Annotated in this window: 13 protein-coding genes; 8 read left to right on the forward strand and 5 right to left on the reverse strand. The window is 67.7% G+C overall.

Going from position 1 to position 18,991, the window contains the following annotated elements:
- Positions 1–5: 5 nt before the first annotated feature.
- On the reverse strand, positions 6–365 hold the full coding sequence (locus BN972_RS12410; protein WP_036358142.1) for a hypothetical protein: 360 nt from the start codon (positions 363–365) through the stop codon (positions 6–8).
- A 152-nt stretch (positions 366–517) separates the two neighbouring features.
- Here BN972_RS12410 and BN972_RS12415 point away from each other — a divergent pair, with 152 nt between their 5' ends.
- Genes BN972_RS12415 through BN972_RS12425 form a run of 3 tightly spaced genes read left to right on the forward strand, consistent with a single transcriptional unit; the run spans position 518 to position 3,339 of the window.
- Positions 518–2,026 (forward strand): SET domain-containing protein, encoded by a 1,509-nt coding sequence (locus tag BN972_RS12415; RefSeq protein ID WP_142277121.1) that lies wholly within the window; start codon positions 518–520, stop codon positions 2,024–2,026.
- Between the two features lie 9 nt (positions 2,027–2,035).
- Positions 2,036–2,848 carry a death domain-containing protein gene (locus tag BN972_RS12420; RefSeq protein WP_051545406.1) on the forward strand — a complete coding sequence of 271 codons (813 nt, stop codon included), beginning with the start codon at positions 2,036–2,038 and terminating at the stop codon, positions 2,846–2,848.
- 2 nt (positions 2,849–2,850) lie between these two features.
- Positions 2,851–3,339, forward strand: coding sequence for a hypothetical protein (locus BN972_RS12425; protein ID WP_142277122.1), 489 nt, complete (start codon positions 2,851–2,853; stop codon positions 3,337–3,339).
- Positions 3,340–3,343: 4 nt separating this feature from the next.
- Here the strand turns inward: BN972_RS12425 and BN972_RS12430 are convergent, their stop codons facing one another.
- The gene (locus tag BN972_RS12430) at positions 3,344–3,661 is read right to left on the reverse strand and encodes a WhiB family transcriptional regulator (RefSeq protein ID WP_051545408.1); all 318 of its coding nucleotides are present in this window, start codon (positions 3,659–3,661) and stop codon (positions 3,344–3,346) included.
- 315 nt (positions 3,662–3,976) lie between these two features.
- Here BN972_RS12430 and BN972_RS30355 point away from each other — a divergent pair, with 315 nt between their 5' ends.
- A complete protein-coding gene (locus BN972_RS30355; protein WP_235192440.1) occupies positions 3,977–4,972 on the forward strand; it encodes an FHA domain-containing protein in 996 nt (331 codons plus the stop codon).
- 144 nt (positions 4,973–5,116) lie between these two features.
- On the opposite strand, the gene BN972_RS27720 is transcribed toward BN972_RS30355, so the two are convergent.
- Entirely contained in the window at positions 5,117–5,890 is a 774-nt protein-coding gene (locus BN972_RS27720) for a DUF5336 domain-containing protein (RefSeq protein ID WP_142277124.1), read from the reverse strand.
- A gap of 49 nt (positions 5,891–5,939) precedes the next feature.
- Positions 5,940–7,655, reverse strand: a complete 1,716-nt coding sequence (gene eccE, locus BN972_RS12445; protein ID WP_235192441.1) for a type VII secretion protein EccE — start codon at positions 7,653–7,655, stop codon at positions 5,940–5,942.
- A gap of 107 nt (positions 7,656–7,762) precedes the next feature.
- Between eccE and eccB the strand changes: the two genes are divergently transcribed.
- Positions 7,763–9,265: a type VII secretion protein EccB gene (gene eccB, locus BN972_RS12450; RefSeq protein ID WP_036358154.1), complete on the forward strand. Its 1,503-nt coding sequence runs from the start codon at positions 7,763–7,765 to the stop codon at positions 9,263–9,265.
- Between the two features lie 4 nt (positions 9,266–9,269).
- Here the strand turns inward: eccB and eccD (BN972_RS12455) are convergent, their stop codons facing one another.
- Positions 9,270–10,745, reverse strand: a complete 1,476-nt coding sequence (gene eccD, locus BN972_RS12455) for a type VII secretion integral membrane protein EccD (protein ID WP_036358157.1) — start codon at positions 10,743–10,745, stop codon at positions 9,270–9,272.
- A 98-nt stretch (positions 10,746–10,843) separates the two neighbouring features.
- On the opposite strand from eccD (BN972_RS12455), the gene BN972_RS12460 reads away from it, so the two are divergent.
- From BN972_RS12460 to mycP, 3 genes are read left to right on the forward strand one after another with little or no spacing between them, the layout of a single operon-like run.
- Positions 10,844–14,878: a type VII secretion protein EccC gene (locus BN972_RS12460; protein WP_036358160.1), complete on the forward strand. Its 4,035-nt coding sequence runs from the start codon at positions 10,844–10,846 to the stop codon at positions 14,876–14,878.
- A complete protein-coding gene (eccD, locus tag BN972_RS12465) occupies positions 14,875–16,362 on the forward strand; it encodes a type VII secretion integral membrane protein EccD (RefSeq protein ID WP_036358163.1) in 1,488 nt (495 codons plus the stop codon). Before BN972_RS12460 ends, eccD (BN972_RS12465) begins: the two co-directional genes overlap by 4 nt.
- The gene (gene mycP / locus BN972_RS12470; RefSeq protein ID WP_036358167.1) at positions 16,362–17,774 is read left to right on the forward strand and encodes a type VII secretion-associated serine protease mycosin; all 1,413 of its coding nucleotides are present in this window, start codon (positions 16,362–16,364) and stop codon (positions 17,772–17,774) included. Before eccD (BN972_RS12465) ends, mycP begins: the two co-directional genes overlap by 1 nt.
- Positions 17,775–18,991: the final 1,217 nt, after the last annotated feature.

Consider the following 18,991-nt stretch of genomic DNA (forward strand, 5'->3'; position numbering starts at 1 on the left):
GCAGCTCAGGAATGAGGCTGGTCGGCATTGCGGATGCTTTGACAGGCGGCAGCGGCGGTTTGCGTAAGAGCGTCGAGGTAGTGGATGTAGTTGCTGACCGCCTCGATGAATTCGGCGATGTCTTCCTCGAGGTGTTGCCGCGTGGTCGTCGCCGAGACGTAGGTGCCGACGTCCGCGCCCGATAGCCAGGCTTGCAGACCATTGGCTCCGGTGAGTTGTTGCTGCAAATCGGCTTTGGCCGCTTGAACGCGGTCCAGGAATGCCGCCGCGTGCGTGTCTTCCAGCAACAGTTCGGTGCCCGTGCCCGACTTCCAGCCGTTCATCTGCGCAGTCAGATCCGCAAGGGTGCGATCGTCTGTGCTCATGTCGTTCCTCCCCCGAGCGCACATCCGCGACCCAAACCACCCGGTCGCGACGACCCGTTCCGTTCAGCCTAAGACACGGTTTTGGGTATTGCGCACGGATAATTGCCCGCGGTCGGGCAGCCTGGGCTGGTCGGCTGACTAGCCTGGCCGTGTTGCATCGACCGGATGTGGGGGTGTGCGTGGTAGCGGGTGGTGGAGGGGCTCCCCAGGGCGGGTATCGATGGGTCGAGCCCCAGCAATCCACACCGCCTCGACGTCGGTGGTGGTGGATTGGGGCGGTACTGCTGACGGTGGTGCTTTTGGCCGGCGGTGTAGCGGGGTGGCGGACGGGCTTGCTGGGCGGCAGGCACCACGGGCGCGACGCCGGGCAACCGTGGCAGCCGCCGATCGGTACCCCGAAGGACTTGTTGGTGGGGTTCCCGCTGGATCGGCAACCGGTGGCGGGCTGGCAGGTCCGCCCGACCGATGTGGGTCTGCCCGACTATGCGCCGCTGGGTGAGCTGTTCGCCACCAATGGCGAAAAGGCCTACTTCCTGTCCCAATTCGTCGACAACTTCTGTACAACCTCGTGCCGGCCGCAGCAGGCGTGGGTCTACGGGGTCGACACCAGGACCGGCGTGCGCCTGTTCGACCCGGTGTCCCTGCCTGGGTACAGCTACGACGCGGAGTGTTTCGGTAACGGGCCGGGAGTGGCGGTGTGCCTGAAAACCGGCGCGCGGCTGACGGCGTGGGTGCTAGACCTGGCCCACGGGTCGCTGAGTTCCACCGGTCCCACCGACGTGGGTTTCGCCGCCTTTCCGGGCCGCCCCGAGGCGCATCCGGCGGGCACTCACTTCGGTCAGACCTGGCTGATTGCGGCGGTGGAGGGCCAGGGCGTCTTCGGCGTCGGATCGCACGGCGAGCGCACTTGGTCGGTCCCGGGCGACGGATTCTTCACGCCGATGGACTATCGGGTGGCCAACGACATCCCCGCGCCGACGTTGGCGGTGTCAACCGGCGGCGATCCGAACCGGGTTTTCTCGGTGACCGACGGAGCGGACCGGACGCCGACGGCTCCGGCCGGCCTGACGCTGCATCGCGCGGTCGTCTACAACGAGGGCTTCGCCTACGCCTACCGGAACTCCCAGACCGGCGAGACCGGCGTTCTGTTCTACGACACCAGGGGGCGGTTGGCGGCGCAGCGGCCGATGGGACGGTCGGTGGTCACCTTCCTGGACAATCCGCCCATGCCGGCGGTGTCGGTGGACGGCAACATCGCGGTCTACACGGCGGCCGGCGCTCCGGTGACGCAGTTCGCGGCGCCGAAACCGGTCACCGACGTCCGCACCATCGGCTCCAAAATCTACGTCGGGCTGGGCGAGCCCAGCGAACGTCGCTGGCAACAGTTCGACCTGCTGACCGGCCAGGCCGGCGCCACCTGCAGCGGTTTGGACCTGCACGGAACCTTCCCCGACGGAACCTACGTCGCCTCCGACGGCACCACCATCGTCAGCGGCATCGGCATGCTCGGCGAACGTTATGCGGCGGTCAACATGACGACCTGCCAGACGATGTGGCAGACCCCCGACGACGCGCACGTCGCGATCTGGAAGGTCGGCACCGGCCTGCTGCAACGCGACCGCGACCGCAACACGATGATCTGGCTGCGCCCCCCTGGCTAGTCTTGCCGGGTGGGTTCGGGTGGTCGGCGCTTGGTCGAGGACGCCGTGACGACGCTCTTGAGCCGGGCTCCGGTGGGCTGGACGCATCTTCGAGTCGAGTTCGACCCGTCGGCCGCGGTGCCGGTCGTCGCGACGGTGACATCGCCCGCGTCGGCGCCGGCGCGGTTGGACGTGCCCGATGAGGTAATCGACAAGCTCAACGATTACCGCGCGCAGGGCGCCGCGGGCGGAACACCGTGGCACACGCTGGTGATCGACTGCCACTCCGACGGCCGATTGTCGGAGCGTACCGATGCGGCAAAACTTTCCGATGGGCCGCGGCGGTGGCCGGTGCGGGTACTGGCGGCCCTCACGGCGCTGTGTTCGGCGGCCGCGGTGGTGGTGTTCGCCGTCGGGTGGCGATCGGCGCCCCCGCCGCCACGAGCGGCCATGTTGGCCGCGCCGGACCCGTCGCCTCGCCAGCAACAGGCCTTCGAGGTGCTCAAACGCTGGTATGACGCGGAGAACCACGGCGATGGTGCGACATTACGGGCGCTGGCCTGCGCGAGCCCCGGCAAGAACGTCGCGGACGAGATCGAAGGCGTCGAGCAGAACAGCACCGTCCAGGGGATCATCCACGTCGAGGCGGTCGTCGGATTTCGCGACGAAGGGGAGCGGGTGTGGGGCCGCTTCATGCTGCGGGTGCACCCGATCACCGAACGTCAGACGCGTTTGGTGCAGGAGGCGCAACAACACGGCGGCTACTTCTCCGATGAGTACACGCTGGTGCAGGAGGGCGGCGAGCTGAAGGTGTGTGACGCCGACTCGCCGCCGCTGGTGTGATCGTGGCCGGCAATTCCGTCAGGCCCGCCCGTGGGTGGATTCGGTTGGGCGCGTGGGGTTTTGCGGCCCTGGCATCCGTGTCGGTGCTGCTCGTCGCGATCGCGGGCCGCGACCGCGGTGAAGACCATGGCGGTGCCACCCTGCGGCCAATGGCGGCCAGTGAGGCGATGTCGGATGAGCAGGCCTATGCCGTCGCCACGAACACCGTGCGGGTGTGGATGCGCGAACGAAATGCGCGGCGGCTGGCGAACGTGGAAGCCCTGTCGTGCCCGGAGCCTCATGAGGGAGTCCTGGCCGCCGAGATCGACGAGATCAAAGGCGACGGGTTGATACGCCCTTTGCCAGTGGATGCCGTCGCGAGATTCACCCGTAACGGACCGGTGTGGACAGTGGACGTCTTCCGCGCGGACGGCGGGGCGTCCATGTTCACCCTGCAGGTGCGCCACGGCGACCTGCTGGTGTGCCAGATCGGTTCGGCCCCCATCCCGTGAACCGTCAAGGCATCACCTTGGGCGGTCGGCCCCGCCGGCGCGGCGGTACGTGATACCCGCCGCGTTCCGCCAGCGCGCGCAGTCGCCGTATCGCGAATTCTCGCGGGCGCCCGGACTCGGGAATCACGACGCCGGCCCACAGCCCTTCGACGTTGGGGTCCTGGCATGCTTCGCGTGCGCACAGCCAGCGTCGGGGGCACGCCTGGCACAGCGCTTTGGCTTCGTCGTCGGGTTCGCTGGTCGTCCACCGTTCGGGGTCGGCGGCACACACCGGAACGTACTCATCCAGCCGTGTGAACAGCTGCGCAGCAGTGGCAGTCATCGCCTTCCCCTCCACTTCGGGCGCCGACGCGCCTCCGATGCGACGACTTTAACCAAAGATCCGCAGCGGATGCAACAAGTAAAACGTAGCAGCTACGGAAATGCTCGAACGGTGGAGTGGGGCCATCCTCAAACTCCCAGGTCAGAAGACCGGTAGCAAGTATCGAGTGATCGTCAGGCGCATAGTGCTGCGAATCCGTGACCTGGGGTGCGCGGTTATGAACCAACAAAGATGTAGCATCAATAACCGCGGTTCGAGGAAGGCTGTAGCGGAGATGCTCGACATCCGGGGGTCTGAGCGCGGGGGAGTGACGCAGTGACACCTGAGACGCCCTCGGTACCCGCGATGGCGGTGCGACTCGGCGACAAGGTCCACACCCTGGACCCGCACGGCGGCGTTGCCGTCATCGGCCGGGACAGCTCGGCCGCCGTGCGACTGGCGGACGAGCGCATCTCCCGGGCACATGTGCGCCTCGAACCCGGGCACGACGCCTGGCAGGCGATCGACACCAGCACGAACGGCATGTACCTCGACGGCGTGCGTCGGAGCTCGGTGCTGATCACCGGGCCCACCACTCTTCATCTCGGCGATCCGGAAGGCATCGAGGTCTCTTTGACGCCGGCTGGGACGCCGGCCGTGCCGCGGGATACATCCGGCGACGTCACCAGCGTCATCGACCTACCCGAATCCGACGAAGATCAATGGTGGGACGCCGAGTTGGACCCTGGCGTGGCACGCGCTGGGCGGGCGGTTGCCAACCGGCGCAACGAGCTTCAGATCACTCAGCGCGGCCTGGCCAAGGACAAGATCATCAATGCCGGCACGCTGATCGCATTCGAGAAGGGGCGTAGCTGGCCGCGCCGGGCGACGCTCGCCAAGCTCGAGGAGGCGCTGCAGTGGCCTCCCGGCACGATCGCCCGAATCCGCAGCGGAACCCCGGCAGCTCCTGGTGTCGCGGCGGCGCCGGCCGGCGACGAGACCACCGAGTCGCTCACCGACACCGTCCGAGCCCCACTGATGGCCGAAGCGGTAGAGCTCGCCATGCACAGCATCAGCGCGGCCATGAGCTTGCTGGGAGAGCCGTCCGATCCCAATTTCACGCCGCGGGTCACCAGCATCCTGGCCGACCTCCGCAAACTCGAAAATGTGGCGGCCAGTGCGGCGCGCAATGCCAAAGGCACGCCGTCGATCGTGCTGGCCCTGAGCAGTGTGCGTCGCGCGTACAACGAGGTGATGGCACGCGCCGCCCGATCGCCGCACGGCCACGCTGGGTCAGCGGCTGTACGGCGCGCGGGCATCGCGCGGAGCTGAGCCTGGAGGAAGCCGCGGCCGCGGCGGGGTTGCCCGCGTCGTTGCTGGCCGATGCGGAGGCAGAGCGTCCGATTCCCGACGATGTCGCCGCGACGATCAACACGCTGATCGCGCAGCTCTCCATTGGTTGAGCCGGCGGCCCGGTCAGTGCGGCGCCGACGTGTGCTGCGGCGGATGGCCGGTGTCGGTGGGCTGCGCGGCGGGCGCACCGTGCTGCCCCACCTGCGGTAGGCCGGTCGGAAGCTGGGCGCTCTGTTGCCCGGGTACCGGGTCGGCCGGCGCGGGGGACTGCCCGCCGACGAATTCGGCGTAACTGGCCTCTTGAGGCGCCGCTGCGGGTCTGGTCTGCGCCGGCTGCTGGGCCTGCGCGGTAGCGCCGCCGTACCCGGTGTCGGCCTGTTCCGATGCGGTGTACTGCCCGTAATACTGGGCCGCTGCCTGCGCATATTGCTCGGCGTACGCCGCGTACCAGGCTTGCTGTTCGTCGGTGGCGCTCGGCTGGGTCAGCGCGGCGCCGACCGCCGCGGCGGTCTGCAATGCGTTGAGCACGATCAGCACCCATAGCGCCCACCCGGGCTCGATGCCGTCGGGCACCACAATTCCTCGCGACAAGGCGTCCAGGAATCCGATCGCGGCGAGCACCGCAACGATTTTGGGAGCGGCCGTTTGCCGGGGGAGCAGCCCGAAGGCGGCCAGCAGCCCCGCGAGGACCGCGAAGCGAACGTCCCAGTCGATCCCGCCGGTATTGAACATCGGTCCGAAGCTGACCAGGTAAGCACCTAGCCCCAACAACACGACCGCCAGGGTCAGGTGGCGGTGCGCAGGTTTGGCATCGCCGGGAGTCCACGCCGAGTAGCCGTTGTGCGCGCCGGTCTGATCCGCCGGGTAGTAGCCCTCGAAACCGGACGGGTAGGCCATCATCACTCCTATGTTGTGCGCTTCTAATGTCGGGCTCTGGTCCGAATCCCTAGTCCGAGTCAGCGAAGGACGCTTTCAGGTAGCGCATCTCCTCGTCGGTGGCGACCATCGTGATCACCGACGACCCGGTTCGAGTGCTGACCTTGACGGTGTCGGTGTCGACGTCGAGTGATTCCAGCGCGACGTCGGCGTTTGCGGTGACTGCCGACCGCGGCGGCAGCACCACTATGGTGGTCACCCCGACGCGCACCGCTTGCTCGGGCACTCCGTCGAACATCTCGACCGAGTAGTTGCGGTCCGCTCCGGCCTGCATGGACCCCCGGTTGAAGTCGGCGACCCACAGCAGGTCGTGGTCGTCCACCTCGTCCACCATGGTGCGCCATTTCGCCGGGCGCCGGCTGTGCACCAGCACATGCGCGCCCAACGCCAGCGAACGCAACACCACCTGCTGCGCGAGGTGCAACGTCCCAGCGATCTCCACCCGCCGGATCTGGGGGCCGAACAAGCTCAGCGCGACCGCGCGACCGTGGTCGTCGGCACCGACCACCTGGCCGCAGCCCGAGGCCGGCACCTCCAGCTGTTCAAAGTCCCTGTCCGCGTAGGTGGTTCCGCTCGAATAGGCCCACTTGTCCACCCGACGCGGCGGGGCCGGCACCGGCAGGCTCGCGGCCAGCGCCGAGTACTGCAAGCCCCGTAGGTGGATGAGGCCGCGCAGCTGGATCCGGGCCCGACCGTGGGTGTCGAACCGGGCCAACCCACGAACCTGAATGGGCCCGCGGGGACGGTCGCGGCGCAATGACAGAGACATGGTGGTGGAGTAGCTGGGAATGGTCCACAGCAGACCGAGGCCCGCAGTCGTGAGCATGCGCGGTTTGATGGCGAAGCTGCGCAGCCGGAACCGGCCCTCACGGCAGGTGCGCCACGTCTCCTCAACGGTGCTCAGATCCACCCCGTCGGTCAATTGGTTTGTGGCCTGGCCGATTTCGCTGGCCGTCAGCACTCGGGTGCGCAGGCCGCCCTCGGTCAACCGGTTGGCCACCCGGCGCGTTGCGGTCGTGGCCGCCCGCAGAATCCCGTTGCGCCCACCGCCGCGGCGGCGCACCGCTTCCGCGCACCTGGACGGGTCGAATCGGATGGCAATCCACACATTGCGCTGCGCGATTGCGGGCAGCGGACCCAGTACCGCGTCGTACACCGCCGCCACCTGGCTGTGCCCTTGCGAGCGCGCGCCCTGGGACAGAATGTCGATCGAATCCAGGGTGATGTCGAACTGCTGCAGGCAGTCGACCAGGGCCTGCACCGGCACGGTCTCGCCGGACACCGTCATGCCCGGCTCCATGACCGTCATGGCTTGCGGATTTTCTTCAATCTTCAGCAGCGACATCAACGTGCCACCGTCCCAACGAAATCCGATCAGATTGCCGTCAGCCATCGGCACGTCGAACGGCTCGGCCGGAATGATCTTGCGGGCCCGTCTCCGACGCTGCCACCAGAAGCCGGTCCGCAGCCCGATCAATCGCGGCAGCGTCGTGCCGCGGAAGCGGACCACCAACACGCACGCGATCGCGAGCCCGACAATGCCGCCCTGCCAGCCGCGGAATCCCAGAATGGGCGCGGCCACCGCGCCCGCGGTCACCAGCAGTTGCAACACCAGCAGGTCCGCGAGCGGCAGCAGTCGCTGCGCGCCGATCTCGATCGTCGACCGCAGCTGGTTCGGCTCCGATGACGCGCCCCTGGTCGGGGGCGTCGCGGTACGACGCGGCACACTCGAATCCTATTCACGCGGGCGCAGGAATTACCGCGCCTTTGTCTGGTGGCGCTGTTATACGCTACCCAGGCGCGGTGCTTCACCGGCGCTGATGGGGGTGATTCATGCCCGCGCAAGTGACAACTCGCGCGCAAGTCAACGGCTATCGGTTCCTGATCCGTCGGCTCGAGCACGCGCTGATCCGCGCCGACTCGCGGATGATCCACGACCCCATGCGTGGTCAGATGCGCTCGCTGCTCGTCGGCCTGGTGGTCGCCGTCCTGATCACCGGTGCGGCCGGTGTGCTCGCGTTCTTCAAGCCCTCGCCGAACATCGGTGACGCGCAGATTCTGCTCAGTACCTCCAACGGCGGTCTCTACGTGCGCATCGGTGACCGGCTGCATCCGGTGCTGAATTTGGCGTCGGCGCGGTTGATCACTGGGAAACCCGATGCGCCGAAGTCGGTCAGCGACAAGTGGCTCAACCAGCTGCCCCGCGGCGCGATGGTCGGAATCATCGGCGCTCCCAACAGCATTCGCGGCGGCGCTGACATGCGCGCTTCGAGGTGGACGGTGTGTGACGACGTGCAGACACCGGATGTGGCCCGCAGCGTCGGGACCGCCAGCGTGCAGACGACCGTCGTCGCGGGTGGCCTAACGCTCGGCGAAGACATCCGCGCAGCCTCGGACGTACAGATGCTACTGGTCCGATCCGGCGACGCCGTCTATCTGGTCTTCGACGGCGTGCGCGCGCTGATCGACCCCCGGGACTCGGCAGTCATCAACGCCTTGCACCTGCAGGACGCGCAGACCCGCCCGATCTCGACCGCACTACTCAACGCGTTTGCACTGGTGCCACCGATCCGCTCGGTGAGCATCGACGCCGCCGGGGCCACCAACCCGGTCTTCTCGGCGTATCCGGTGGGATCGATCGTGAAGACCGTCGACTCGCGCGGCGAGCAGCAATACGTGGTGCTGCCGACCGGGCTGCAGCCGGTCTCGTCGGCCGCCGCGGACATCATTCGCTACAGCAACCCGAACGACGTCGCATCCGGCGCGCGCGAGGTCTCGCCGTCACTGGTCAGCCGGGTCCCGATCGTGCACACGCTGCCGATCGACCACTACCCGAGGGTGTCGCCCCAGATCGTCAATCCCGAACCGGACCGCGTGGTGTGCATGGCCTGGGAACGCGCGAACACCGCCGCTCAGGCAACGGTCCGGTTGCTGGTCGGGCACCGCTTGCCGATTCCGGCCGGAGCGCAACCGGTCGCGCTGGCGACCGGTGACGGCAACGGTCCCGGCGTCGATTCGGTTTACCTCAAGCCGGGCACCGGCGAGTACGTGCAGGCCACCGGAGCCGAGTCGGACAGCAGGGCGATGGGGCAGCTGTTCTATGTCTCGGACGCCGGAATCCGTTACCACATCAAAGATCTGCCCACCGCGGCCGCGTTGGGTGTGACCGGTGTCCGCGAGCCCCGCGGTGACGCGGAGGTTCCGCAGCTGGCACCTTGGCCGGTCGTCTCGCTGTTGCCGGCGGGACCGGAGCTGTCCCAGGAGGCGGCGCTGGTCGCCCATGACGGCATGGCCGCCGATCCGCGCGGGTCGAAGGTCGAACAGCCCAGGTCCTGATGCGTCAGATCCGGAGCTCGCGAAACATCGCGTACAGCCGGATAATCCAGCAGCACAGCGGGAAGATCAGCACGATGGCGAGGTATTCCAGGATCTCGACCTGCCGGCGCATCACCGGCGAGAACTCCAGCCGCGGGGCAATGATCCCGCAGGTGATCACCAGCACCATCAGCACGACAAGGGCCAGCACCGCGGGGAACTCCCAATCGTTCAGGCCGACCGCCATTTTCAGGATCGACAGCAGCGCAATCGAGAGTCCGCCGGCGACCAGGGTGGCGGACTGCACCAGGTCGTGATGGCTGCGGCCGCGCAGGCACAGCACCGTGGCCACCGCGGCCGCGAAAACTGTGCCTTGCCAATAGAACCGGCCACTGACGTCGACCGCGAGATAGCAGCCGGCCGTTGCGGTGACGGCGGCCGCGGTCAGGATGCCGGTCAGATACTGGCTGGCCCGGCGAACCCGGACCGTCATGCCTTCTTCGGTGGGGATCACCTGCTTGCCCACCGCGTTGACGCCCTCAACGGTGGTTCCGCCTTGCGTTTCGATGTCGTCGAGTGGTTCGCCCGCTGTCGGCACCCTCGGTACCGGCAGCTTAGCCAGCAGGATCGTCACTCGGGGCGACAGGTAGACCACGATCACCGAGACGGTCGCCAGGACCGCGCCGATCGCGCGTGGCGGCGGATTCCACAGCAGGTCGACAACGGCGGCCGCGCCGCCGATCACGGCGAGCGAGATCACCGCGGTGTGCAGCGCCCTGCCGCGGCCGGTGACCAGCAGGATCAACAGCGACGCCAGCCCGGCCAGTGCGAACGCCATGGGCAGCGACTTGGCGCCGAACGCGTCCGGCACCACGTAGAGGGCGCCGCTGAACAGCAGCGGAATGGCCGCTGCCGCCAACCACTCCGAACGACGAGCCCCTGTCGAACGATGAGCGATCACGCACGCCGCGATGACGGCGAGGATCCCGGTGCCCAGTGCTGTTGCGGGCACATAGATCTGGGTTGTCCTGCGCGGCAGCAGGAATGCGACGGCCAGGGCCGCGGCCAGCGCCACCCCGAAGCAGGTGAACAGCCGCGGATCGCGGGAAAGCCAAGTGGGAGCCGGGTTCTCGTCCGCGTCCTCAATGTCGTCGAACAGCATCGGGCGTAGCGGTTGGTCGATCGCGCGGATGGCCAGCAGGTCGCCGTCGTAGACATTGGCTTCGCTGAGCGAGCGGCTGGGATCGATCGGCTCATCGCCCAGCCGCGCCAGGGTCCACTTTCCCTCGGTGGTGTCGAAGGCTACTTCCTCGTGCCCCGGGTGCGTGGCGATTTGCTCGTTGGCGATGTCGATGACGTCGTCGATGAACGTGGCAATGCTGGTGTTAGCCGGAAGGCCGACGTCGAGCCGCAGGTCACCCACCGCCAGCGTGACCCGGCTGAGCGTCGGCTCGGCCTCGGATTCGGCGTCTAATTCAGACAGCGACGGCGGTAGAGTCATCGCTATCGGCCTCCTGCAGGTTTGTGTCATTCGCTGGTGACATTACCCAGGCATTCAGGCCCAATTAGTCGCCTGTTTGGAGTTCGGGGGATGACCGGTTGAGTACGCAGGGTTTTGTGCGCCGACTGCGGGTGTCGCCGCCGCGCATGCCGGGCGGTGAGGTCAACCTGCAGCCGCCGCCCGAGGTGCCCCGGGTGATCCCGGGCAACCTGCTGATGAGGCTGCTGCCGTTCGTGATGATCGTTGCCGTGATCGGGATGATCGCGCTGATGGTCACCGTCGGCGGCCGGGATCTGATGAAGAACCCCATGTTCCTGATCTTCCCGATGATGATGGTCATGTCGATGGCGGGCATGTTCATGGGCGGCGGGGCCCGCTCCGGCAAGGCGGCAGCCGAACTCAACGAGGAACGCAAGGACTACTTCAGCTATCTGGCCAACCTGCGCGACGACGCCGACCTGACCGGTGCAGGGCAGCGCACGGCGCTGGAATGGAGCCACCCGGACCCGCGGGCCCTGGCCGACGTGGTCGGCACCCGTCGCATGTGGGAACGCCGGCCCACCGACAACGACTTCTGCCATGTGCGGGTCGGCATCGGCACCCACCGGCTGGCCACCCGCCTGCTGGCGCCGGAGACGGGCCCGCCCGAGGACCTCGAACCGGTGTCGACGGTGGCGCTACGGCGGTTCGTCAAGACGCATTCCGTGGTGCACGCGCTGCCCACGGCGGTGTCGCTGCGGGCATTCCCCGCGATCACCTTTGAGGGCGACCGAAAGCTGGCCCGCCAGCTGGTCCGGTCCATGGTCCTCGAGCTGTGTGCCTTCCACGGACCGGATCATGTACAGGTCGCCGTGGTCACCGCCAACCCGGACGGGGAGAACTGGAGCTGGGTGAAGTGGTTGCCACACGCCCAGCACGCCACGGTCCGCGACGGCATGGGTTCGCTGCGCCTGCTGTTTCCAGGGTTGGAGTTGCTGGAGCAGTCGCTGGCCGCGGACCTGGCGGAGCGGGGCCGGTTCAGCCGCAACGCCGAACCGGCCAAGGGCCTCAAACAGCTCGTGGTGGTGCTCGACGACGGCTACGTCACCGGGACGGAACGCCTGGTGACCGATGCGGGGTTGGACAGCGTGACGCTGCTGGACCTGAACGGGTCTGAGTCGGCGGCAAACCGGCGCGGGTTGCAGCTGGTGGTCGAGGGTGATGCGGATGGTGAGCATGTCGGCGCGCGCACCGCGGTCGGCGTCGAGCGGTTCGCGACGCCGGACACCATCACGGTCGCCGAAGCCGAGGCGACGGCCCGTCGTATCGGTCGTTACCGCTTGGCGAGCGCCGCGCACATCGTCAGCCTGGAAGCCGACTCCCGTGCCACCGACCCAGGTTTGATGACCCTGTTGAAGATTCCCGACGCCGCTGAGATCGTTCCCGAACAGGTGTGGCGGAAACGCTCACCGCGGGAACGGCTGCGGGTGCCGATCGGGTACACGCCCAACGGGCAGCCGCTTGAGCTGGACATCAAGGAATCCGCCGAAGCGGGCATGGGCCCGCACGGATTGTGCATCGGCGCCACCGGGTCGGGGAAGTCGGAATTCCTGCGCACACTGGTGCTGTCGATGGTCACCTCGCACTCGCCCGACGTGCTTAACATGGTGCTGGTCGACTTCAAAGGTGGCGCAACATTCCTCGGACTCGAAGGGGTGCCGCATATCGCGGCGATCATCACCAACCTGGAAGACGAGCTGATCCTGGTCGACCGGATGCGTGACGCGCTGGCCGGGGAGCTGAACCGGCGCCAGGAGCTGCTTCGATCAGCGGGCAACTTCCCCAACGTCAACGAGTACGAACGTGCCCGGGCCAACGGCGCCGATCTGTCCCCGCTGCCGGCGTTGTTCATCATCGTCGACGAGTTCTCCGAACTGCTCTCGCAGAAGCCCGATTTCGCGGAGTTGTTCGTGATGATCGGTCGGCTGGGCAGGTCGCTGCACGTGCATCTGCTGCTGGCGTCGCAGCGGCTGGAAGAGGGCAAGCTGCGGGGTCTGGATTCGCACCTGTCCTACCGGATCGGGCTCAAGACCTTCTCGGCCGGTGAGTCGCGCAGCGTGCTGGGCGTGCCCGATGCGTACCACCTGCCCAGCGTCCCCGGTTCGGCATTCTTGAAATGCGATGCGGGCGAGCCGATTCGGTTCAACACCTGCTACGTCTCCGGGGAGTATGTCCGGCCGCGCCGGACCGCGCAAAGCGGCCGCAGGCAGCCGGGCGCACTGGCACCGAAGCTGTTCACGGCCACCCCGGTGAAGAAGGACGCCGTTCCCGTCGCTACCGCGGTGGACCGAGCCGCCGAGTCCGCCGAAGGGGTGCCGCCCACACCGACCAAGACGACGTTGCTCGATGTGGTGGTGTCGCGGCTTCGGGGGCACGGCCGGCCGGCCCACGAGGTGTGGTTGCCGCCGCTGGACGAGAGCCCCGCCGTCAATCAGCTACTGCCGGATGTGAACTGGTCGGCACCGTCCAATCTCGACGGCCGGCTGTGGATGCCGATGGGTGTGGTGGACCGCCCCTACGACCAGCGTCGCGACGTCCTCATCGTGGACCTGTCGGCGGCGCAGGGCAATGTCGCGGTGGTCGGCGGCCCCCAGTCGGGCAAGTCCACCGCGCTGCGCACGCTGATCATGTCCGCGGCCGCCACTCACACTCCCGAACAGGTGCAGTTCTTCTGCCTGGACTTCGGTGGCGGCACGCTGGCCAGCCTGGCCAATCTGCCGCATGTGGGCGGGGTGGCCGGCCGGATGGATGCCGACGCGATCCGCCGGACGGTGGCGGAAGTGTCGGGAGTGCTGCGGTCCCGCGAGGTGCGCTTCCGCGACCTGGGCATCGAATCGATGCGCGACTTCCGGGCACGCAAAGCGCAACTGGCCACCCTGCCCCCCGAGGTGGCTGCCAAGGATCCGTTGAGCCAGGACAAGTTCGGTGACCTGTTCCTGGTGATTGACGGCTGGGCGTCGATCAGAAGTGACTTCGAGATGCTCGAGCCTTCGTTGAATTCGTTGGCGATTCAGGGTCTTTCGTACGGTGTGCACCTGGTGATCTCGGCGTCGCGCTGGATGGAGATTCGCGCCGCCGTCAAGGACATGCTGGGCACGCGCATCGAGCTGAAGCTGGGTGACGCGCTGGACAGCGACGTGGGGCGCAAGTACAACGAACTGGTACCGGTCGGTCGTCCCGGTCGCGGGATCAGCCATGAGCGGCTGCACATCCTGATCGCGCTGCCGCGCCTGGATTCCAGTTCGACGGTCGACGACCTGCCGGAAGGTGTTGCGGCCGCGGTCAACTCGGTGCGCGCGCGCTACGGAAACCGGCAGGCCCCGCGGGTCCGGATGTTGCCGCACAATGTGGATCGCAATGCGGTGGTCCGGGTGGCCCGCAACGCCGGAATGCTGAACAGGTCGCGGGTGGCCATCGGCATCAACGAGGCCGAATTGGTGCCTGTCGTATTGGATTTCGAGGCGCAGCCGCATCTGGTGGCGTTCGGTGACGGCGAGTGCGGCAAGACCGGCTTGTTGCGGAACATCGCGGCCGGGTTGATGGAGAACGCCACACCCGAGGAATGCAAGATCGTCCTGGTCGACTATCGCCGCTCCATGCTGGGCGTGGTGGCCAACGACTATCTGGGTGGATATGCCACCGCCTCGCAGTCCTGTGCGGAGTTGATGACGGCGCTCGCCGCGACCCTGCGGGATCGACTGCCACCCAGTGACGTCACCCAGCAGCAGCTGAAGGACCGGTCGTGGTGGTCCGGGCCGGACATCTACGTGATGATCGACGACTACGATCTGATCGCGGGGGGGTCGATGAGCAGCCCGCTGAGCCCGCTGGTCGAATTCCTGCCCCAGGCGCGCGATGTGGGACTGCGGGTGATCGTCACGCGTCGCATCGGCGGCGCGGGCCGGGCCATGATGGATCAGTTCATCGGACGGCTCAAGGACCTCTCGTGCAACGGCCTGGTGATGAGCGGGACGAAAGACGAAGGGGCACTGTTCGGTTACAAGGCTACGGAGATGCCGCCGGGCCGTGGCATGCTGGTGTCCCGGACCGCCAAGAGTGGAGTGATCCAGCTGTCGAGGATGGCAGATCTGTGACCGGGGTCAACGAACTGCGTCGTGTCCGCGTCATCTCGGCGGCGCCCGAGCAGATCCAGGTGTCAGTCTTCGGCGGGCGCACCCAGTTGGATATCGCACTGCCGCTAGATGTTCCGGTGTCGAGTTTCGTCCCGGACCTGGCGCGGTTGGTGCGGTCCCGGAACAACGAGCGGGGCGGTGAGACGGCCGCCAAGGATGAGCGGCGGACATTTTGGGTGCTCAGCCGGTTCACCGACGACACGGTGTTGCCGCCCGATCGGACACTGCGTGAAGCGGGGGTGGCCAACGGTGAACTGCTGCGGTTGACGTCGCAGCGGGCGTTGTCACCGCCCACGTTGTACGACGACGTGGTGGACGCCGTCGGGCGGTTGAACAAGGCCGCGTACGCCGCCTGGGATGCGGTTTCGGCTCGCTGGATGGCGTTCGCAGGGGTTCACCTGATCGCGCTTGCCCTGGTCTACTGCGTGGTCGGTCGGGTGGGTGCGGCCAACCACTATGTGATTGTCGGGTTGGCCGGCGCGGTGGTGCTGGCGCTCGTCGGCGGGGCTGCCATGGCACACCGCTCGTACGGGCTCGACGACGTCGCCGCTGCACTTGGCTGGGCAGCGATTCCACTCACGGCTGGAGTCGCTTTGGCGGTCCTGGGCCCATACGGCCACTACGGACTGGCCGCCGCGTGCGTGACCGTGTTGACATCGTGCGCGGTCTACGGTCGGGTGGTCGGCGCGGGACGCTGGGCCTACCTGGCCGGTGTCGTGCTGTTCGGCCTGGTCGGCGTCGCGATGCTGGCCCGGGCGCTGCGGGTGCGTGCTGACATCGTGTTCGTCGTCGCGGCGGTTGGGTCCCTACTTGCCTGCCTGCTGGTGCCGCGTCTGACGGCCCGGCTGGGCCGGTTCGAGACACCGACCGTCGTCGTCGAAAACAACCGGGAGGAGTGGGATTTCGAGAATCCCTTCGAGCCCGGTGCGTCGAGCAAGAAGCGGGACGCGGATTCGGGCACTGCGATGCCGACGGCGGAAGAGGTTTGGACCAAAGCGAAACGCGCGGCGATCACTCGCGCGGCGCTGCTGTTCGGATTGGCCGCCGCCGTAACGGTTTACGTGACCCTGCTTTCGCACAGCCGTGCCGTGCTCGGTTGGCCGGTCTTCGCGTTTGCCCTGGCGTGCGCGGCCGTCTTGGCGCTGCGTAGCCGAAACGTTGACACCTGGTTCGAGCGTGGCGCGGTGGCGGTCCCATCTGTCGCCGTCCTGATGGTTGTCTGTTTGGCGGCGCAACAGGGCCCGGGGCTGATGCCGGTGGTGGCGCTCGGCGTCCTGTTGGTCGTTGCGGTTTGCGCGGCGCTCGCCGGGCTGAGCGGGTCCTCCGATGACGCGCCAAGGCGTCGGTGGGGGACGCTGTTGTCCTACCTGGACTACGTGGCCGTCGGCTCGCTGATCCCGTTAGCGCTGTGGGTGGTGGGCGTCTACCAGCGATTGGGAATCTGATGCGGTTGTGGCGGCGAACCGGGGCGCTGGTCGCGGCAATGTTGCTGGCGGCGCTGAACCCGGCACCAGCCTGGGCGATCCGCCCGCCGGTGGTGGAACCGGGACCGCCACCGAACGGCCCGCTGGGTCCGGTCGAACCGACGGATCTCAAGGCGATCTGCGGTGTGCCCACCGGCGTGCTCCCGGGTACCGATTTCACCCTGCAGCCCAGTGCCGAAGCCATGCTCAACTTCTCCGACGCGTGGCGATTCTCGCGCGGGGCCGGACAAAAGGTCGCAGTGATCGATACCGGGGTGAACCGGCATCCAAGGTTGCCGTCGCTTGAGGGCGGCGGGGATTACGTGTCGAATACCGACGGCCTGCAGGACTGCGACGCGCACGGAACTCTGGTGGCGGGGCTCATCGCCGGCGCGGCCAGTCCCGCGGACGGTTTCTCGGGCGTGGCCCCCGAGGCGACCATCCTGTCGATTCGGCAGAACAGCACCGTCTATGGCGTCAAGGAGGGCGGGTCGGGGCAGACCAACGACCCGAATGCCACCTCGCCGGGCTACGGGAACACGTTGACCCTGGCCTACGCCATCACCCGCGCGGTCAGCCTGGGCGCGACCGTGATCAACCTGTCCGAGGTGGCGTGCAGCCCGGTCGGGGCGGGCCTCGACGACGTTGCGCTGGGCCGGGCGGTTCGCTACGCCTTTGAGAACAACGTGGTGGTCGTGGCCGCGGCAGGCAACTTCAACAGCCAGGGCTTGTGCAAAACGCAGAACGCCATGCCCGACCCGAACATGCCGTTGACGAGCGGGTGGGACTCGGTGCGGACCGTCGCCAGCCCGGCCTGGTTCGACAACTACGTGCTGACGGTAGGCGCATTGACGACGTCTGGTGAGCCGGCCGACTTCAGCCTGCGCGGACCGTGGGTGGGCGTCGCCGCCCCGGGCGAACGGATCGTCTCGCTGGATTCTGCCGGGCCCGGCCTGGTCAATGCCGTGATGAGCCAGCAAGGTCTGGCACCGATCAACGGGACCAGCTTCGCGGCGCCGTTCGTGTCCGGGGTGGTGGCGCTTCTCAGGTCCCGCTTCCCCGAGCTGAATGCCGCGCAGGTGATTGACCTGATAAAACGGACCGCCCACACGCCCGGTGCGGGTCCCAACGAAGCCACCGGGTACGGCGTGGTGGACCCGATCGCGGCGTTGACCTATCGCCTTCCGCCGGCCAACCAGGTGCCCAACCCAGACGCGGCAAAACCCATCGCCGGGCGGCCGGTTCTCGATCCGGGCAGTCAGCGGGCCCGCGTCATCGTCCTGGGAGTGACATCGCTGTGCGTAATGGCGGCCGGGGTAGCTGGGGCGGTCGCTGCGGCCAGAAGCCGCCGCCGCGCGCGGCCGTCCGCAAAGGAGCCGCGATCTGCGGATTAAGGATGTGGCGCTACGTAGGATTGGACAAGGTAACCCACGGTGATGAGAGGGGGGACGACATTGGCCAAACAGCCGCCGAAGCAGACGCCTGCCGAGGAGGAACGCGGGTCGATGGCACGTCCGCCCTGGTTGCCGGGTGAGAAAAAGCGGCGCCGTGTCCATCTTGGGCGCGGCAAGCAGGCGGACACCGATCCGGAGATCGGTGAAGCCGACGCGCCCGACCGGGCCGCCAACGGCCACGGGCCACAAAAAGACGAGGACGCGACCGTTGTGGCCCCAGCGTCGCAGCAGTCACCGCCCCAGTCCGACGCTCCCGAGGAGGGTCGACCGAGACGGGTCGCGGTGCCTTTCGACCGGATCAGGCGGCTGCAGCAACTCGATGCCGGTCCGCACCCGGCGCCCGGGCCGCGGGCAACCCAGCCCCCCTTCCCGCCGCCGCGCGTTGGCCTGCCTCCGGTAGCGGAGCCGCCGCGGGTGGCGGCGGAGCCCCAGGCGCCGGGGGAGCCCGAAGAATTTCCGGCGGAACCCGCGCCTATCGCGTCGGACGTCGAAACTCCCCCGGAACCGTCGACCTCGATCGAGTCGATTGGGCCACCGATTGACGAACCCGAGCCCCAACCAGCGGCTCACGCGGCGCCGGACCCGCTGTCCCCCGAGTGGGTGGTACCGCCGGTCGAGGAGCCGGAGCTGGACTGGAGTTACGAGGCGCTGTCGACTTCACTAGCGCCCGAGTCCGCTTCGCCGGAATGGATTCCGCCGCCGGTTGACCAATCGCAGTCTGCCGCCGAGTCGGAGCCCGTGTCCGAGTCCGAGCCCGTGGAGGTTTCGACCGCGCGGGATTGGAGCTTTGAGCTGCCATCAGCTTTGTCGCCGACTTCGCCAGCGGCCGAATCTTTTTCGGCAGAGTGGGCTGAACAGTCGCCGGTGGACGATAGTGAGCCGACGGTCGAGTCGAAGCCTGTAGAGGTTTCCACTGCGCGGGATTGGAGCTTTGAGGCTCCATCGGAACCGTCGTCGATTGCAACGCCACCGCCCGTCGAGGCTGAGCCGGCCGGGGAGTCGGAATCTTTTGTGGCTGAGCCCGAACCGTCGGCGACTTCGACGACGCAGGATTGGGGTCTTGAGGTTCCGGCGGAACCGCCGCCGACAGCCCCACCGGCGGTTGATGAGACTGAGTCGGTGGTGCAGCCGAAGCCCGTTGTGGCCGCGGCGGAATC

The organism is Mycobacterium asiaticum DSM 44297 (assembly GCF_000613245.1).
In the GTDB taxonomy this organism is placed as follows: Bacteria; Actinomycetota; Actinomycetes; order Mycobacteriales; family Mycobacteriaceae; genus Mycobacterium; species Mycobacterium asiaticum.

What these genes read in the sequence shown, in the direction of transcription:
- BN972_RS12410 (WP_036358142.1), bottom strand. Translation starts at nt 365, where the DNA reads ATGAGCACAGACGATCGCACCCTTGCGGATCTGACTGCGCAGATGAAC.
- BN972_RS12430 (WP_051545408.1), bottom strand. Translation starts at nt 3,661, where the DNA reads ATGACTGCCACTGCTGCGCAGCTGTTCACACGGCTGGATGAGTACGTT.
- BN972_RS27720 (WP_142277124.1), bottom strand. Translation starts at nt 5,890, where the DNA reads ATGGCCTACCCGTCCGGTTTCGAGGGCTACTACCCGGCGGATCAGACC.
- eccB (WP_036358154.1), top strand. Translation starts at nt 7,763, where the DNA reads ATGCCCGCGCAAGTGACAACTCGCGCGCAAGTCAACGGCTATCGGTTC.
- eccD (WP_036358157.1), bottom strand. Translation starts at nt 10,745, where the DNA reads ATGACTCTACCGCCGTCGCTGTCTGAATTAGACGCCGAATCCGAGGCC.
- mycP (WP_036358167.1), top strand. Translation starts at nt 16,362, where the DNA reads ATGCGGTTGTGGCGGCGAACCGGGGCGCTGGTCGCGGCAATGTTGCTG.